Annotated in this window: 16 protein-coding genes; 7 read left to right on the forward strand and 9 right to left on the reverse strand. The window is 66.3% G+C overall.

The window, feature by feature from the left end; translation table 11 throughout:
* Window positions 1–245: 245 nt before the first annotated feature.
* Both DW355_RS11140 and DW355_RS11145 read right to left on the reverse strand, forming a co-directional pair.
* A complete protein-coding gene (locus DW355_RS11140) occupies window positions 246–1094 on the reverse strand; it encodes a class III extradiol dioxygenase family protein (protein WP_131280130.1) in 849 nt (282 codons plus the stop codon).
* A 33-nt stretch (window positions 1095–1127) separates the two neighbouring features.
* Window positions 1128–1490 (reverse strand): protocatechuate 4,5-dioxygenase subunit alpha, encoded by a 363-nt coding sequence (locus tag DW355_RS11145; RefSeq protein WP_165493181.1) that lies wholly within the window; start codon window positions 1488–1490, stop codon window positions 1128–1130.
* A gap of 83 nt (window positions 1491–1573) precedes the next feature.
* Between DW355_RS11145 and DW355_RS11150 the strand changes: the two genes are divergently transcribed.
* A complete protein-coding gene (locus DW355_RS11150) occupies window positions 1574–2509 on the forward strand; it encodes a LysR family transcriptional regulator (protein ID WP_207388013.1) in 936 nt (311 codons plus the stop codon).
* On the opposite strand, the gene DW355_RS11155 is transcribed toward DW355_RS11150, so the two are convergent.
* The 6 genes from DW355_RS11155 to purM all read right to left on the reverse strand — a co-directional run bounded on the left by DW355_RS11155 (window position 2484) and on the right by purM (window position 7265).
* Window positions 2484–3884 carry a sensor histidine kinase gene (locus DW355_RS11155; protein ID WP_131280135.1) on the reverse strand — a complete coding sequence of 467 codons (1401 nt, stop codon included), beginning with the start codon at window positions 3882–3884 and terminating at the stop codon, window positions 2484–2486. The two genes, DW355_RS11150 and DW355_RS11155, sit on opposite strands and share 26 nt — an antisense overlap.
* Window positions 3881–4579 carry a response regulator transcription factor gene (locus tag DW355_RS11160; protein WP_131280136.1) on the reverse strand — a complete coding sequence of 233 codons (699 nt, stop codon included), beginning with the start codon at window positions 4577–4579 and terminating at the stop codon, window positions 3881–3883. Before DW355_RS11160 ends, DW355_RS11155 begins: the two co-directional genes overlap by 4 nt.
* A gap of 106 nt (window positions 4580–4685) precedes the next feature.
* Window positions 4686–5153, reverse strand: a complete 468-nt coding sequence (locus DW355_RS11165) for a Spy/CpxP family protein refolding chaperone (RefSeq protein ID WP_131280138.1) — start codon at window positions 5151–5153, stop codon at window positions 4686–4688.
* A 168-nt stretch (window positions 5154–5321) separates the two neighbouring features.
* A complete protein-coding gene (locus DW355_RS11170) occupies window positions 5322–5576 on the reverse strand; it encodes a DUF1272 domain-containing protein (protein ID WP_131280140.1) in 255 nt (84 codons plus the stop codon).
* A gap of 53 nt (window positions 5577–5629) precedes the next feature.
* Window positions 5630–6178: a cysteine hydrolase family protein gene (locus DW355_RS11175; RefSeq protein ID WP_131280142.1), complete on the reverse strand. Its 549-nt coding sequence runs from the start codon at window positions 6176–6178 to the stop codon at window positions 5630–5632.
* Window positions 6179–6215: 37 nt separating this feature from the next.
* Window positions 6216–7265: a phosphoribosylformylglycinamidine cyclo-ligase gene (purM, locus tag DW355_RS11180; protein WP_131280144.1), complete on the reverse strand. Its 1050-nt coding sequence runs from the start codon at window positions 7263–7265 to the stop codon at window positions 6216–6218.
* Between the two features lie 121 nt (window positions 7266–7386).
* Between purM and DW355_RS11185 the strand changes: the two genes are divergently transcribed.
* The 6 genes from DW355_RS11185 to DW355_RS11210 all read left to right on the forward strand — a co-directional run bounded on the left by DW355_RS11185 (window position 7387) and on the right by DW355_RS11210 (window position 13919).
* Window positions 7387–8505, forward strand: a complete 1119-nt coding sequence (locus DW355_RS11185) for an AI-2E family transporter (RefSeq protein ID WP_131280146.1) — start codon at window positions 7387–7389, stop codon at window positions 8503–8505.
* Window positions 8502–9188, forward strand: coding sequence for a DnaA regulatory inactivator Hda (gene hda, locus DW355_RS11190; protein WP_131280148.1), 687 nt, complete (start codon window positions 8502–8504; stop codon window positions 9186–9188). Before DW355_RS11185 ends, hda begins: the two co-directional genes overlap by 4 nt.
* 27 nt (window positions 9189–9215) lie before the next feature.
* Window positions 9216–9899 carry an HAD family hydrolase gene (locus tag DW355_RS11195; RefSeq protein WP_431733164.1) on the forward strand — a complete coding sequence of 228 codons (684 nt, stop codon included), beginning with the start codon at window positions 9216–9218 and terminating at the stop codon, window positions 9897–9899.
* A gap of 4 nt (window positions 9900–9903) precedes the next feature.
* Window positions 9904–11628, forward strand: a complete 1725-nt coding sequence (pcnB, locus tag DW355_RS11200) for a polynucleotide adenylyltransferase PcnB (protein WP_131280152.1) — start codon at window positions 9904–9906, stop codon at window positions 11626–11628.
* Window positions 11625–12098, forward strand: coding sequence for a 2-amino-4-hydroxy-6-hydroxymethyldihydropteridine diphosphokinase (folK, locus tag DW355_RS11205; protein WP_131280154.1), 474 nt, complete (start codon window positions 11625–11627; stop codon window positions 12096–12098). The genes pcnB and folK overlap by 4 nt, the downstream gene beginning before the upstream one ends.
* Window positions 12099–12257: 159 nt before the next feature.
* Window positions 12258–13919, forward strand: coding sequence for a methyl-accepting chemotaxis protein (locus DW355_RS11210; protein ID WP_131280156.1), 1662 nt, complete (start codon window positions 12258–12260; stop codon window positions 13917–13919).
* Between the two features lie 7 nt (window positions 13920–13926).
* On the opposite strand, the gene DW355_RS11215 is transcribed toward DW355_RS11210, so the two are convergent.
* Window positions 13927–14394: a RidA family protein gene (locus DW355_RS11215; RefSeq protein WP_131280158.1), complete on the reverse strand. Its 468-nt coding sequence runs from the start codon at window positions 14392–14394 to the stop codon at window positions 13927–13929.
* Window positions 14395–14649: the final 255 nt, after the last annotated feature.

Consider the following 14649-nt stretch of genomic DNA (forward strand, 5'->3'; position numbering starts at 1 on the left):
GTGGTTTCAATGGACTTGGCTATGGATTTTGTAGCGAACGGCGACATTCGCGCTGGAAGAAGAGGGAGTTTAGAACCGTTTTTCGTGGTTTCGTCTTTCCCTATTTTCCTGTGGGTTTGCTTTGGCTGTGCGCTGGGCTGGCATGGGGGCCCCTGCGTTCGCATACGTGCCACTGGGCGCCGCGGGGTGCGCCTTCCGTCCCTCGCAACCACAGGCCCCCGCGCGGGGCCCGGCCCGGGGCCTGCTCAGTCCTGGGTCGCCAGCGCCAGTACGCCGGTCGCGGTGTTGGAGATGGGGATGTGGTAATTGCCGTGTACCTTGCGCACACCACCGCCGACGCTGCTCAGCGCACCGCGCATGGCCAGCCACATCAGCAACTCCACGCCCTGGGTGCCGGTCCTCTCCACGAGTTCGTGAATGCTGAACTGCGTGGCCCATTCAGGGTTGCTCTGCAGGCTTTCCATGAACTGCAGGTCGAAGGCCTTGTTGATGAACCCCGCGCGCTCGCCATCGAGTTGGTGCGACAGTCCGCCGGTTCCGACCACCACGACCCGCTTGTCGCTGTCCCAACTCCGGATGGCTTCCCCGACTGCCTTGCCCAGGGCGTAGACGCGCCTGGCGCTGGGCAGCGGGAACTGCACGGTGTTGATGCAGATCGGGACCGTGGTCACAGGACAGATTTCCTGCGGCCAGAGCAGCTTGAGCGGCACCGTGAAGGCATGGTCCACCAGCATCTCCTGGCAAGTCACCAGGTCGAACTCCTGGCCGATCAGGTGGTTGATCAGGTGCCAGCTGAGTTCCGGCTCGCCCCGATGGGGTGGCAGCGTCGGAATGCCCCAACCTTCGTCGGCATTGTGGTATTCGGGCGCGGCACCGACGGCGAACGTGGGCATCTTGTCGAGGAAGAAGTTCAGGCCATGGTCGTTGTAGAAGACCACGGCCACGTCCGGTTTCTCGGCGTCCAGCCATTGGCGGATGGGCGGGAAGCCGTCGAAGAAGGGCTTCCAATACGGGTCTTGCTGCAAGCCCTTGGCAATCGCATTGCCGATGGAGGGGATGTGGGAGGTGGCGACGCCGCCGATGAGTTGAGCCATGGTGATCTTCCTGAAAAGGCTGTGGGCTGACGCTTACTGCAAGGCCGCGGCCCGCAACTTGGCCTTGAAGTCGTCCTTGCTCATGCCGGTCTGCAGGGCGCCCAGGTCCTGCACGTCGAGCTTGAGGATGCCGGCGAACTTGGCCAGGTAGTAGATGTTGCCGCCGGCTGCCAGCAGACCGAGCACGTCGCGCTCGCGGATCGCCCGGGTCTGCTGCGCGTTCAGGCCGTAGCGCTGCATGTAGCCTGTTTCATCGGCCTGGAAGGCCGCGCGGTTCTCGGCCGTGTTGAAGGAATAGCACATCTTGTTCAAGGCGTAGCCCTTGCGGGCCTGCTCGCCGTCGAACAGGAGGGTGCCGGGGATGGACGGCTGGGTCGTCGCGGCGTTCGTGCTCATGTCTGTCTCCTGCTTGATCAAGATCAAAGGGGGTGGCTGCGAGTATTCCGCAGGCATTGACCACGATAAATCGGGCGTTCAGCATGGAACCCATGAGCAAATTCGATCATTTGGACCTGGATGGGCATCTCTTGCAGGTCCTGCTTGCCGTGCTGGACAGTGGCTCGGTGACCGGCGCGGCCCAGCGTCTCGGTGTGACCCAGTCCGCCGTCAGCCATCTGCTGGACAAGTTGCGGACCATCACTGGCGATCCGTTGTTCGTGAAGAGCGGGCGTGGCATCGCGCCGACGGCGCGGGCCGAAGCGCTGGCCGCTGAGGCCCGGGATCTGCTGCGCCAACTGGCGAATTTCGCCCGAGGCGCCGATTTCGATCCCGCGCGCTGGCAGGCCACGGTCACCGTGGCGGCCAACGATTTCCAGCGCGACCTCCTGCTGCCGACCCTGGCCTCCCGCCTGCGCGCGCAAGCACCGGGGGTGGTGCTGCGCGTGATCCCCTCAACGATCCCCAGCCTGGAGATGTTGCGTGACGACGCTTGTCAGCTGGTCATCAGCCCGCGCCCGCCCGATGGCGCCGACATTGTGCAAAAACGCCTGTTCGAGGATGCGTACCGCGTGTTCCATGACCCCACCGTGCGCGCCGCGCCGCGCGATCTCGCGGAATACCTGGCCGCCGAGCACGCCACCGTGGTCTATGAGCCGCGCCGCGCCCTGGATCTGGACGCGCACTTGGCGGAACAGGGCGTGTCGCGCCGTTTCACGGTCATGGTGCCCAGCTTCGGCGCCTTGCCTGCCTTCCTGCGCGGAACCCGTCTCTTGGCCACTGCGCCGGGCCTGATGGCGCACCAAGGCTATGCCGGCCTGGCCAGCTCCATGCCGCCGCTGCCCTGTCCCAGTCTGCCCATGTATGCCATCTGGCATGTGCGCTATCAGCAGGACGCGGCCCACCGCTGGCTGCGGGCCGAGCTGGCGTCGGTGGTGCGGGCGCTGCCCGGCCTCAGGCCGGCGGCAGACGCACCGTGACAAGCAGGCCCGGGGCCGCGTTGCGCAGCGTCAGGCTGCCGCCGTGGGCCTGCGCGACCAGGCGGCAGAGGTAAAGCCCCAGGCCGACCCCGCCCGTGCCGCGGCTGCGGGCGGCGTCGGGGCGAAAGAAAGGCTGGGCCAAGTGGCCCAGTTGGTCTTCGGGCACGCCGGGGCCGTGGTCGCGGACTTCAAGGACCAGGCTTTTCCCATCTTCCGTGATGCACAGCTCAGGTGGCTGCGGGGCTTGCGCGCTGTGGCGCAGCGCGTTGTCGAGCAGGTTGCGCAGCAGCAGGCGCAGGCGCACCCGATCCAGTCTGTACGGCGGCAGCCCCTCGGGTGCCTGCAATCGGATGTCCCGGGCCCGCGCTTGTCCTGTTGACAGTTCCTCGATCACTTCGCGGGCCAGCGTCGCGATGTCGGTGACCTCCCGATGCAGGGCCGCGTGGCGGCCGGCCAGCCGCTCGCTCTCGAGCAGGTCGTTGATGAGGCGGGCCATCTCGCCCAAGTCGCGCAGCAGGGCCTCGCGCTGCGGCTGGATGTCGGTGCTTTCCGGCAACAGCTCGGTGTGCAACCGGGCTCGGGTCAGCGGGCTGCGCAACTCATGGCTGATGGCCAGCAGCAGGGCGCGCTGGGCTTCGAGCATGCGCGCGATGTCTTGGCCCATGGTATTGATCGTGATGGCCAATTGACCGAGTTCATCCGGCGCCTGGGGGCGCCGGACCGGGATGGCCCCCCCGAACTCGCCCGTGCCGAAACGTTGTGCGCCGCGGCGGATGTCGTCCAGGGGGAGCAGCAGATGACGGACGTAAAGGTAGGCCAGCAGCGTCAGCGTCAGCAGGATCACGAGCGTGTAGCCGATCAATCCGGGGCGGCGTTCCAGCGCGGCCTCATTCAGGCCGAAAGCGATCACATGCCCGTCCGCCGTTCTGCGCTGGAGCAGGGAGCGCCAGCGCCGTTCCTCGGCCTCGTCGTCCTTGTCTCTGTCCTCGTCCGCATGACCGTCCATATGCCGTGGGCGGTGCCGTGTCCAGTCTGCAGGCGGTTCCGGATGGGAGCGCCAGTTCAACTCCGGGCCGTGGATGTCCACGGTCACGGGCAGGCGTTGCACGAGGGCGCGGGCGCGTTCCAGGCTGGGCCGCCCGTCCACGGTGAGCTCGGCGGCCAGCCGGTCTACGTAATCCGTCAGCAAAGGGCGTGCGGTGTCATGCCAACCCAACGTGAAGGCCCGCTGCGCGCCGCGGATGAAGGTGAAAACCATGGCCAGGGCCAGCACCAGGAAGAGCAGCACCAGTCGCAGCTTGAGCGAGCCCCGTGGAATCGGCCAGAGTCGGCGATGCCAGGCAGGCGCGCGTTCGATGCGGGGATGCGTGTTCATGGCGTCAGGCGGCGCAGTGCGAGCGTGTACCCGGCGTTGCGCAGGGTTTTGATGCACTCCAGGGGCTCGAGCTTCTTGCGCAGGCGGCTGACCACGATGTCCACGGCGCGCGTGTAGAGTTCGGCGTCATGCCCGCGCAGCTGGGTCAGGATGTCGTCACGGCTGAAGACGCGGCCGCTTTCGCGCGCCAGCAGGTGCAGCAGCTCGAATTCGGTGCCCGTCAGTTCCAGGGCCTCGCCCTGGCGCAGCACGCTGCGGCGGGTTGGGTCGATGGTCAAACCCTCGAAGTTCAGCAAACCCGGCTCGCCCGTCAAGGACGAGGGACCATTCTGTCCATGGCGTCGGCGCAGCAGGGTCTGCACGCGAGCCACCAATTCCCGGGGTTCGAAGGGCTTGGGCAGGTAGTCGTCGGCGCCGAGTTCCAGGCCCACCACGCGATCCATCACGTCGCCGCGCGCGGTGAGCATGATGATGGGGACGTCGCTTTCCTTGCGCAAGGTGCGGCAGACCTCGAAACCGTCCATGCCAGGCAGCATCACGTCCAGGATCACGGCGTCGAAATGCTCTGTGCGCAAGCGCGCCAGCCCCTCGTCCGGTCGCAGCGACTGAATCAGCGCCAACTCGAAACGCTGGAAATAGGTCGCCAGTGGCGGACCCAGCTGTTCATCGTCGTCAAGCAGCAGTACGCGGTGCATGCGGCATTGTCACATCAGGGCGCCGACGGTCGGACCTCCGACGCGTCGGCGCTGGTTTCTTGCAGGGCGGGGTCGGTTTGCTGTCCGGCCCCGACTCGGTCGGCCGTCAGTCGCGCGAGAACCAGCCCTTGCGCGGGCCCATGTGTTCACGCACCTCGGCCTGTTGCTTGGCGTCCAGGCTGTCGTAGAAGTCCGCCAGGGCTGTGATCACCTGCGGGCCTTGGCTTTGCACCGCGCGGGTCTTCTCGTCGAGCAGGGTCTGGGCGCGGGCGCGGTCGAACTTCTCGCCGGCCACCAGGGCTTGCATGTCGGCGCGCGGGTTGGTGGATTGGCCCATCAAGGCGACGTGCTGGGCCTGCAGCTTGTCGGCCAGCACATTGAGTTTCTGCTGTTGCTCGGCCGTGAGATCCAGTTCGCGGGTCACGCGCTGAACCACCTTGGCGCGCATGTCGGCCATGTGCGCGGCGTCCATGGGGCCGCGCTCATGGGGGCCGCGTGCGCAGGCCGTGAGGCCGCCGATGACCACGGCGATGCCGGCGACGGCGGTGAGGGAACGTTTGATCCAGGGTTTCATGACAGGTCCTTGTCGTTGGGGTTGAACATGGACGTCATGGTGCCCGGGACGCGCTGCCGCGTGGTGTCGGCCCGGTTTCGGTTCTTTTCGCTTTGTTTCAGCGCTTGCCCGGCTGACGGCAACACCCCCTGGGATGTCGATCGCCCGCGCGGATTGACGCAGGCTGAATCAGCTGGCGGCCGATTCCGCGCAGCCTTGCGGCTTGAACACCCGGGTGCTGGACGGTGGGTTGTTGGTCAGCTTGGCGCTGGGACGGCGTGGGCGCTGCAGCAGTTCGCCGCCGCAGTTGGGGCAATGCCCGCCCAGCCGCTCCTGTGCGCAGTTGGCGCAGAAAGTGCATTCGAAGGAACAGATGCGCGCCTCGGTCGACTCGGGCGGCAGATCGCGGTCACAGCATTCGCAGTTGGGGCGCAGTTGCAACATGGCGGGCTCCTGAAGAAATTCGGGCTTTGGGTGGTGTGTTCTCGCCGCGCCTTTCAGGCGCAGGCCTGACCCACGTCGCAGATTTCGGCGAAGCGGTCCTTGAGCACGGTGGCCGTGCGGGCCTTGATCTGCGCGGCCGTCAAGGGTGAGCCATCCGGCTGGACCATGTCCCAGGTCAGCGTGGCGTCCAGCACGTAGCGCACCTGGAAACCCAAATCGCTGGCGTGACGGGCCGTGGTTTCACAGCATTGTTCGGTGCGGATGCCGCTGATCAGCAGACGTTGGATGCCGTTCTGATGCAGCCAGACTTCAAGCCCGGTGGCGACCAGCGCGCTGTGGCGCGATTTGTGGAAGGTGGCCGCGGCCTCGAAATCGGCCAATCCCTCGAAGGGGCGCACGTAACCGGACTCCAGCGCGAAGTGGTTGCTGCTTTGCTTGGGGCCATCGACGTGGAAGATGCGCACGATGGGCAGGTTCCGGGCCTTGGCTTCAGCGATCAGCGCGTTCTGCGCGGCCAAGTAGGCCGGCGTGTCCTGGGCGGTGTAGTAGGGCCGGTGCCGGAAGGACTCCTGGGCGTCGATCACGATCAGGCAGGTGTTCATGCGGGTGTTCCTCGGGGTGTTTGACCGGTCATCTCTCTCAGGCCACGGTGACCGACGCACCCGTGCCTTGTGCCCCGATCACGCCGATCTCGTGTACCGCCTCGCCCAGGCTGCGCAAGGTCGTCGCCACGGCCTGCGCGTCGGACGCCGCCGCGACCACCACCATGCCGATGCCATTGTTGAAGGTACGGTTCATTTCGTGGTCGTCGATACCGGCGGTACGCTGCAGCCAGGCGAACAGCTCGGTCTGCGGCCAGCTGCCCTTCTTGAGGTGCGCAGCCAGGCCCTCGGGCAGCACGCGGGGGATGTTTTCCAGCAGGCCACCGCCAGTGATGTGGGCCAGGGCCTTGATGCCGCCGTTCGCGGATGCGGGATGCTTGTCCAGCGCGGCCAGCACGTTCTTCACGTACAGGCGCGTGGGCGTCATCAGCGCTTGCTTGAACAGCTTGCCGTCCAGCGTCAGAGGCAGGTTCCAGCCCGCGCGGTCAATGCACTTGCGGACCAGTGAAAAACCGTTGGAATGCACGCCGCTGGAGGCCAGGCCCAGCACCACGTCACCGGCCTGGACATGCTGCCCTGCCAGGATTTTCGATTTCTCGACCGCGCCGACGCAAAAACCCGCGAGATCGTATTCGCCGTCGGCGTACATGCCGGGCATTTCGGCCGTTTCACCGCCGATGAGCGCGCAGCCGGATTCCTCGCAGCCCTTGGCGATGCCACCCACCACGGCCGCGGCAGTTTCAACGTCCAACCTGCCGCAGGCGAAGTAGTCCAGGAAGAACAGAGGCTCGGCGCCCTGCACCAGCACGTCGTTGACGCTCATGGCCACGAGATCGATGCCCACGGTGTCGTGCATGTTCCACTCGAAGGCCAGCTTGAGCTTGGTGCCCACGCCATCGGTGCCGGACACCAGCACGGGTTCCTTGTACTTCCTGGAGATTTCGAACAGCGCGCCGAAGCCGCCGATGCCGGCCAGCACCCCTTCGCGCATCGTCCGCTTGGCCAGCGGCTTGATGCGTTCGACCAGCGCGTCACCCGCGTCGATGTCAACGCCGGCGTCTTTGTACGAGAGGGGGGTGGTGCTCATGGGGAAAAAGAGGGTGAAATCGGGGGGCGGGGTGGGGCGAATAAAATTCGCCTTTCGTTCCGGACGACAGGCCGGTAACCCGCAATTCTAAAGGCGCGTTCTCGCGACATCCGTTTTCTTCATGCCGCTCTCCACCCCCGCCAAGAACACGCTGATCTGGGGCGCCATCGTGCTGGCTTTTGTGCTGGCGCTCTGGTTGCTGGGGCCGGTGCTCACGCCCTTCGTGGTGGCGGCGGTGCTGGCTTATGTGCTGGGACCCGTGGTCGAACGGCTGCACCGGGCGGCGCGCCGGCTCACCGGCTTGAACTTCCCGCGCTGGCTGCTCGTGCTGCTGGTCGAACTGCTGGCCCTGCTGCTGGTGCTGGGCCTGCTCTTGCTGCTCGTGCCGGTGCTGGTGCGTGAGTGGCCCTTGCTGCGCGCGCAGTTGCCTGCGCTGCTGGATCGCCTGAATGTCGCGGTGCAGCCCCTGTTGGGGCAGCTCGGGGTGACGGTGTCCCTGGATCTGGCGGGCCTCAAGGTGGCTTTGACGAAGCATCTGAGCGGCAACCTCGAAGACTCCATGACTTCGCTGATGAAGTCCCTGCAGATCGGGGGCAGCGTCGCGCTGACCCTGCTTGGTCATCTGGTGCTGATCCCGGTGGCCTTGTACTACCTGCTGCTGGATTGGCCGCGTCTGCTGTACCGCCTGCGCGAATGGGTACCGCCGCGCCTGCACGCGGCCTGCGACAGCTTCGTGCACGAGGCCGACGAGGTGCTGGGCCACTATCTGCGCGGGCAGTTGCTGGTCATGATCGTGCTCGCGGTGTACTACAGCATCGGACTGTCCTTGTTCGGGCTGGACCTGGCGCTGCCCATTGGCGTCTTCACCGGCTTGGCCATCTGCATCCCCTACGTGGGTTTCGGCGTGGGCCTGCTGCTGGCTCTGCTGGCCGGCCTGCTGGAGTTTGGCGGCATGGACGGCGGCATGGGCCGGGTGGCCCTGATGCTGACCGTGATCTACGGCCTGGGGCAGACGGTGGAGAGCTTCTACCTCACGCCCCGCCTGGTCGGGGACCGCATCGGCCTGCATCCGCTGGGGGTGATCTTTGCCTTGCTGGCCTTCGGGCAGCTGTTCGGTTTTGTCGGCATCCTGGTGGCCCTGCCCGCCAGCGCCGTGCTGCTGGTGGCCGCGCGCCGCCTGCGCAGCCGCTACCACGGCAGCAGCCTGTACCGGGATGGGCCGGACGCGGGTAGGACATGAAACAGATCGCGCTCGACATCGGTCTGGCCGACGGCCCGACTTTCGCCAATTTCCTGCCCGGCCCCAACCAAGCCGCGCTGGACCACCTGCGTGGGCGGGCCGAGGGCGGGGAGCCCGACCGCGGCGTTGCGCCCGTGCCTGACTACCTTTGGGGCGCCAGCGGCAGTGGCAAGACGCATCTGCTCAAGGCCACGCGCGAAGCCCTGCGCGCACGCGGCGCGCGCGTGGGCTGGCTGGATGCCAGCCTCGTGGAGGTGCCTCCCTTCGACGAGGCGTGGGCCGCGGTGCTGATGGACGATGTACACCTGTACACTGCTGCGCTGCAGCATGTGGCCTTTGCCTGGTTCGTGCATGCCCAGGCCTCGCGGGCGGTCGTTCTGGCCGCGGGGGATGCGCCACCCGCCGGACTGAACCTGCGCGAGGATCTGCGTACCCGCCTCGGTTGGGGCCACGTTCACGGATTGCAGGTGCTGGGCGAGGCCGAATTGCGCGCGGTGCTGCGCGGCGCGGCGCAATTGCGTGGCTTGTCCCTGGGCGAGGACGTCACGGACTTCATGCTGACGCGCTTTTCTCGCGATCTTGGCAGTCTGATGGAGCTGCTGAACCAACTCGACGGTTACGCCCTGCGCACCCAGCGGGCTGTCACCATCCCCCTGTTGAAGGCGATGCTGGAAGAAGCATGACGCACCGCCTCTTTGAAAACTATGGCAATGAGAGAAAAGAAACGATTGGCGGTGTTCGACCTCGATCACACGCTGCTGCCGCTGGATTCCGATTTTTCCTGGGGCCAGTTCACCACCCGCCTGGGTTGGACCGATCCGCACGAGTTCACCCGGCGCAACGATGCCTTCTACGCCCAGTACAAGGCCGGCACGCTGGACATCCACGAGTACATCCGCTTCGCCACCGAGGCCGCTCGCCGGCAGGGGCGTGCCCGCGCCCTGGTCGCGCGGGAGCAGTACATGGAGGAAGTCATCGACCCGGCCATCCTGCCGCAAGCGCTCGATCTGTTGCAGCGCCATCGGGAGGCGGGCGAGGAACTGCTCATCATCACCGCCACCAATGAATTCGTCACCGCCCCGATCGCCGAGCGCCTGGGCGTGCAACACCTGATCGCGGTGGGCCTGGAGCGCGACTCGGATGAACCCGACGCCTGGATCACCGGCGAGATTCAGGGCGTGCCGTCCTTCCGCGAAGGCAAGGTGACCCGCCTCAACGACTGGCTGAGCACGCGCGGCCTGGAGCGCGACGGGGTGGAGCTGACCTTTTACTCCGATTCCATCAACGACCTGCCCCTGATGGACAATGCTGACCATCCGGTGGCGACCAATCCCGATGAGCGCCTGCGCAGCGTGGCGCAGACGCGGGGCTGGCCCATCCTCGAATTGTTCTGACCGCATGATCAAGAAACTCATCGACAAGCTCCTGGGCCGTGGCGGCGCCAAGGCCCAGGCTTCGACGGCCCCGAAAAAATCTGCGACCAAGGGCGGCGGTGGGCGCGGTGCCCCCAGTACTGCCAGGCCCGACTTCGGCAAGCGCCAGGAAATTCCTTACGCCAAACACGGCATCGACCCCGATCTGGTCGACAAGCGTGCTGTGGACGTCGTGCGCACCCTGCAGGACGCCGGGCACGAGGCCTACATCGTGGGTGGCGCGGTACGCGACCTGCTGCTGGGCCTGCGCCCCAAGGATTTTGACGTGGCCACCGACGCCACGCCCGAGCAGGTGAAGAGCCTGTTCCGCCGTGCCTTCATCATCGGGCGGCGCTTTCGCATCGTGCACGTGGTCTACGGCCGCGGGCGTGAGCATGAGGTGATCGAAGTCTCGACCTTCCGCGCCTACATGGACAACGCCGCCGCCGAGCAGGTCAAGGGCAACGAGCGCACCAGCAAGAGCGAGCTCGCGGGCATGAAGCATGCGGTGGATTCGTCAGGTCGCGTGCTGCGCGACAACGTCTGGGGCCCTCAAGACGAGGACGCCACACGGCGTGACTTCACCGTCAATGCCATGTACTACGACCCCGAGACGGAAATCGTGGTCGACTACCACGGCGGCTTCAAGGATGCCAAGAAGCACGTGCTGCGCATGATTGGCGACCCGGCCACGCGCTACCGCGAGGATCCGGTGCGCATCATCCGCGCCGTGCGTTTCGCCGCCAAGCTGTCCGCGCTGGGCTTCAAGCTGGAGGCGGGCACCGGCCGGCCGCTCAAGGACATGCGGTCCCTGCTGTCCGATGTGCCGCAAAGCCGCCTCTTCGACGAGATGCTCAAGCTGCTGCAGACCGGTCACGCCCTGGCCACGGTGGCGCAATTGGAGAAGCTGGGTCTGGCGCGCGGCATCTACCCACTGCTTGACCTCGTGGTTGAACGCGCGCAGCAGCCCTTCGTGCGCGCCGCCCTGGAGGACACCGACCGCCGTGTCGGCGAGGACAAGCCGGTCGCGCCCAGCTTCCTGCTGGCCTGCGTGCTTTGGGCCGATGTGCGTGAAGGCTGGTCCGCCCGTCTGAAACGCCAGGCGCCGCTGCCAGCCTTGCAGGATGCGATCGACGAGGTGTTCGACGCGCGCATCGGTGACGTGTCGGGCCGCGGCAAGCTGGGCGCGGACATGCGCGAGATCTGGTTGATGCAACCGCGTTTTGACAAACGCATCGGTAGCAGTCCATTTGGATTGGTCGAGCAGCCGCGTTTCCGCGCCGGTTTCGATTTCATGCGCCTGCGCGCCGAGGTGGGCGAGGTGCCCACTGCCCTGGCCGACTGGTGGGAAGACTTCAGCACTGGCAGCGATGAGCTGCGTGACGACCTGATCGCGCAGGCCAGGACCCAGCAGCAGAAGGCCGCTCCGGCACGCGCTGGCGCCACCAAGTCGGGTGAGAAACGCGGCGGCATGCGCCGCGCACCGCCACCGGACCAGGTGGCGAGTCCGGTACGCAGGTCCGATGAGGACGAGGACGACGACGCGGGGGAGGGCGACGAGTCGGACGACCGGGCGGGTGACCCGAACGCGGGCCTGGCTGATGCGCCCGAGTCCACCGCGCCGGCGAAAAAGCGCCGACGCCGTCGTCGGCGCCCCTCGGATCGGCGCGAGGAAGGCGGCTCCGGACCCGCTCCGGACGACGTGGCGTGAAGTCCGGGCCGGCGCAGATCGCCTATGTCGGCCTCGGGGCGAATCTGGGCGATGCCCGGGAGACCTTGCGGCATGCCCTGGTCGAGCTGGATCGTTTGCCTGGAACGCGCCTGGTGCGTGCCTCTTCCATCTACCGCAGCGCGCCAGTGGACGCGCAAGGGCCGGACTTCTGGAACGCGGTCGCTGGTATCGAGACCCGTCTGAATCCCTATGAGCTGTTGGCGGCGCTCCAGCAGCTGGAGCAGGCGGCGGGCCGCGAGCGCCCTTACCGCAACGCCCCGCGTACCCTCGATCTGGATCTGCTATTGCACGGCGTTTTGCGGCAGGACGATCCGGAACTGACTTTGCCGCATCCGCGCATGCGCGACCGGGCCTTCGTGTTGCTGCCGTTGGCCGAAATCGCGCCTGGGTTGGTCGATACCGGCGACCTTGCGCGGGTGGCGGACCAGCGCATCCAGCGTCTGACCTGAACTTTCGCACGTTGTCGGGCTTCGTCGACCGGCGTGGGCAGGGCGGTGACGCAATTCCCGTGCAAAATGGTTTTTTCCTGGGCGCAGAAGAACACCGTCTGGATTGCCCGCGCACGTGCCAGGGCACCGGGAAGCCAGACATCTTGCAGGAGCTGTTGAATGAATTTCAAGAACATGCAGGTCGCCACCAAACTCTGGCTGAGCGTGGCCGTGATGATCGTGACCTTGCTGGCGCTCGTGTCCTTTGCCACCGTGCGTTCGGCGCGTCTGCAGGCCGAAAGCGAGGTGATGCAGAAGGCGCTCAATGAGCGTGGTCGCGCCGCCAGCGCCTGGGCTGGCCTGACCGAAGCCAATGCGGTACGCACGGTGTCCATGATCCAGACCTTCGACCCGAGCGTGGAAGAGCGCCTGGCCAAGGAGATCAAGGGAACTTCGGACCGCATTTCCCAGATTGAGAAGGTCATCGATGGCGCGCAGCTCGGTCCCGAGGAGAAAGCACAGACGGAAAAGATTGCCAGCTTGCGGGCCGCCATGCTGAAGGCGCGCGAGGCGACCTTTGCCGCCAAGACCGGCGGGGACAGTTATGGAGCGCAGACCCTGCTGGATCAGCAGTACATGCCCGCCGTGCAGAACTATGTGGCGTCCCTGCGGGAGATGGTGGACGTCGAGCAGCGCGCCGAATTGGTCTACGCCGAGGAGGTGAACGCGGCGCGTAGCCTGACGCTCAAGATCGCCGCTGGCTTCGTCGTGCTCTTTTTCGTGTTTGTCCTGGTCGGCGCGGCCCTGCTGATTCGCTCCATCCGCCAGCCGCTTAAGGAAGCCAATGCGCTGGCGGCCCGCATCGCCGAGGGTGACCTGAGCACGCACATCAACGTGACGCGGGGTGATGAATTCGGCGAGCTGATGCGCTCGCTCGCGCGCATGAACGAATCCCTGGCCAACATGGTGCGGCAAGTGCGCCAGAGCAGCGAAAGCATCAGCAGCGCGAGCGCCGAGATCGCCAACGGCAACAACGATCTCTCGATGCGGACCGAGCAGACCTCGTCCGACCTGCAAACCACGGCCTCGGCCATGGCCCAGCTCACCAGCAATGTCAAGCACAGCGCGGACAACGCGCGTCAGGCGTCTACCCTGGCCGCGCAGGCGTCCAATGTTGCCGAAAAAGGGGGCACAGTGGTGCACGATGTGGTCAGCACCATGGACGAAATCAACGCCAGCAGCCGACGCATCAACGACATCATCGGCGTGATCGACGGCATTGCCTTCCAGACCAACATCCTGGCGCTGAACGCGGCGGTGGAAGCCGCGCGCGCGGGTGAGCAGGGCCGCGGCTTCGCGGTGGTGGCGGGCGAGGTGCGCAATCTGGCCGGGCGCAGCGCCGAAGCGGCCAAGGAGATCAAGGCGTTGATCGGCGCGTCCGTGGAGCGCGTGGACGTGGGCGCGCGCCTGGTGGCGCAGGCCGGCGACACGATGAATGAAATCGTGCAGTCGGTGCGCAGCGTGACGGAGGTGATCGGCGAAATCACCGCGGCGGCCAATGACCAGAGCGCCGGCATCGCCCAGGTCAATTCGGCCATCACCAACCTGGATCAGATGACGCAGCAGAATTCCGCGCTGGTCGAGGAAAGCGCTGCCGCCGCGCACAGCATGCACGAACAGGCGGGGCAATTGGCCCGTGCCGTGGCGGTATTCAAGCTGGCGGGCGCGGCTCAGGCGCAGACCGCAGCCTTGGCGCCGGTGCAGCGCTCAGGCCCCGGGGGTGCACTACCACCTGCGGCGGCCTCGCTGCCGGTGCTGCGATCCCCCGTGGGCATGTCCTGAGGCGAGTTCAGGCCAGTTCGGCGATCAGCTCGATCTCCACGCAGGCGCCCAGCGGGATCTGGGCCACGCCGAAGGCGCTGCGCGCGTGCGCACCTTTGTCGCCGAAGATCTCCACGAACAATTCGCTCGCGCCATTGGTCACAAGATGCTGCTCGGTGAAATCGGGCGTGGAATTGACCAGGGACATGACCTTGACGATGCGTGTGACGCGGTTCAGGTCGCCGCCGTTGGCCTGACATGCGGCCTGCAGGGTGCCCAGCAGGTCGATGGCGATGGCGCGCGCGGCGGCCTTGCCTTCTTCGGTGCTCATGGTCTTGCCCAGTTGTCCGACCCAGGCCTTCCCGTCTTTCTTGGCGATGTGGCCACTGAGGAAGACCAGTTTGCCCGTTTGCACATAGGGCAGGTAGGCGGCGGCGGGAACGGCGAGCGGAGGGAGGCTGATGCCGAGTTGTTGAAGTTTTGCGGTGATGCTCATGGGGACAAGTCCGGATGTAGGGAAAAACGTCTGAGACGCGAGCTTGGATTGTGCAAGATGCGGGCATCGGCCCGTCCCGGACGGGTAAATTTGGCCTGGAGACTGGCGGTATGGCGCATTCCCGCCGACAATCGGGGGCGGCCGGCCGACGGGCCCGCCGCCCGCCGCTGTCCTTCCCTTCCCGTTCCTGTTTCCGTGTCGCCGATCTCGTCCTCGCCTTCCTTGAACTCACCGCCTCGGCCAGCGATGCGGCTG

Source organism: Hylemonella gracilis, assembly GCF_004328645.1.
In the GTDB taxonomy this organism is placed as follows: domain Bacteria; phylum Pseudomonadota; class Gammaproteobacteria; order Burkholderiales; family Burkholderiaceae_C; genus Hylemonella; species Hylemonella gracilis_B.

What these genes read in the sequence shown, in the direction of transcription:
- DW355_RS11185 (WP_131280146.1), top strand. Translation starts at nt 7,387, where the DNA reads ATGCCGCTCTCCACCCCCGCCAAGAACACGCTGATCTGGGGCGCCATC.
- pcnB (WP_131280152.1), top strand. Translation starts at nt 9,904, where the DNA reads ATGATCAAGAAACTCATCGACAAGCTCCTGGGCCGTGGCGGCGCCAAG.
- DW355_RS11210 (WP_131280156.1), top strand. Translation starts at nt 12,258, where the DNA reads ATGAATTTCAAGAACATGCAGGTCGCCACCAAACTCTGGCTGAGCGTG.
- DW355_RS11175 (WP_131280142.1), bottom strand. Translation starts at nt 6,178, where the DNA reads ATGAACACCTGCCTGATCGTGATCGACGCCCAGGAGTCCTTCCGGCAC.
- DW355_RS11150 (WP_207388013.1), top strand. Translation starts at nt 1,574, where the DNA reads ATGGAACCCATGAGCAAATTCGATCATTTGGACCTGGATGGGCATCTC.
- DW355_RS11160 (WP_131280136.1), bottom strand. Translation starts at nt 4,579, where the DNA reads ATGCACCGCGTACTGCTGCTTGACGACGATGAACAGCTGGGTCCGCCA.
- purM (WP_131280144.1), bottom strand. Translation starts at nt 7,265, where the DNA reads ATGAGCACCACCCCCCTCTCGTACAAAGACGCCGGCGTTGACATCGAC.
- DW355_RS11140 (WP_131280130.1), bottom strand. Translation starts at nt 1,094, where the DNA reads ATGGCTCAACTCATCGGCGGCGTCGCCACCTCCCACATCCCCTCCATC.
- DW355_RS11155 (WP_131280135.1), bottom strand. Translation starts at nt 3,884, where the DNA reads ATGAACACGCATCCCCGCATCGAACGCGCGCCTGCCTGGCATCGCCGA.
- DW355_RS11195 (WP_431733164.1), top strand. Translation starts at nt 9,216, where the DNA reads ATGAGAGAAAAGAAACGATTGGCGGTGTTCGACCTCGATCACACGCTG.
- DW355_RS11145 (WP_165493181.1), bottom strand. Translation starts at nt 1,490, where the DNA reads ATGAGCACGAACGCCGCGACGACCCAGCCGTCCATCCCCGGCACCCTC.
- DW355_RS11170 (WP_131280140.1), bottom strand. Translation starts at nt 5,576, where the DNA reads ATGTTGCAACTGCGCCCCAACTGCGAATGCTGTGACCGCGATCTGCCG.
- DW355_RS11215 (WP_131280158.1), bottom strand. Translation starts at nt 14,394, where the DNA reads ATGAGCATCACCGCAAAACTTCAACAACTCGGCATCAGCCTCCCTCCG.
- hda (WP_131280148.1), top strand. Translation starts at nt 8,502, where the DNA reads ATGAAACAGATCGCGCTCGACATCGGTCTGGCCGACGGCCCGACTTTC.
- DW355_RS11165 (WP_131280138.1), bottom strand. Translation starts at nt 5,153, where the DNA reads ATGAAACCCTGGATCAAACGTTCCCTCACCGCCGTCGCCGGCATCGCC.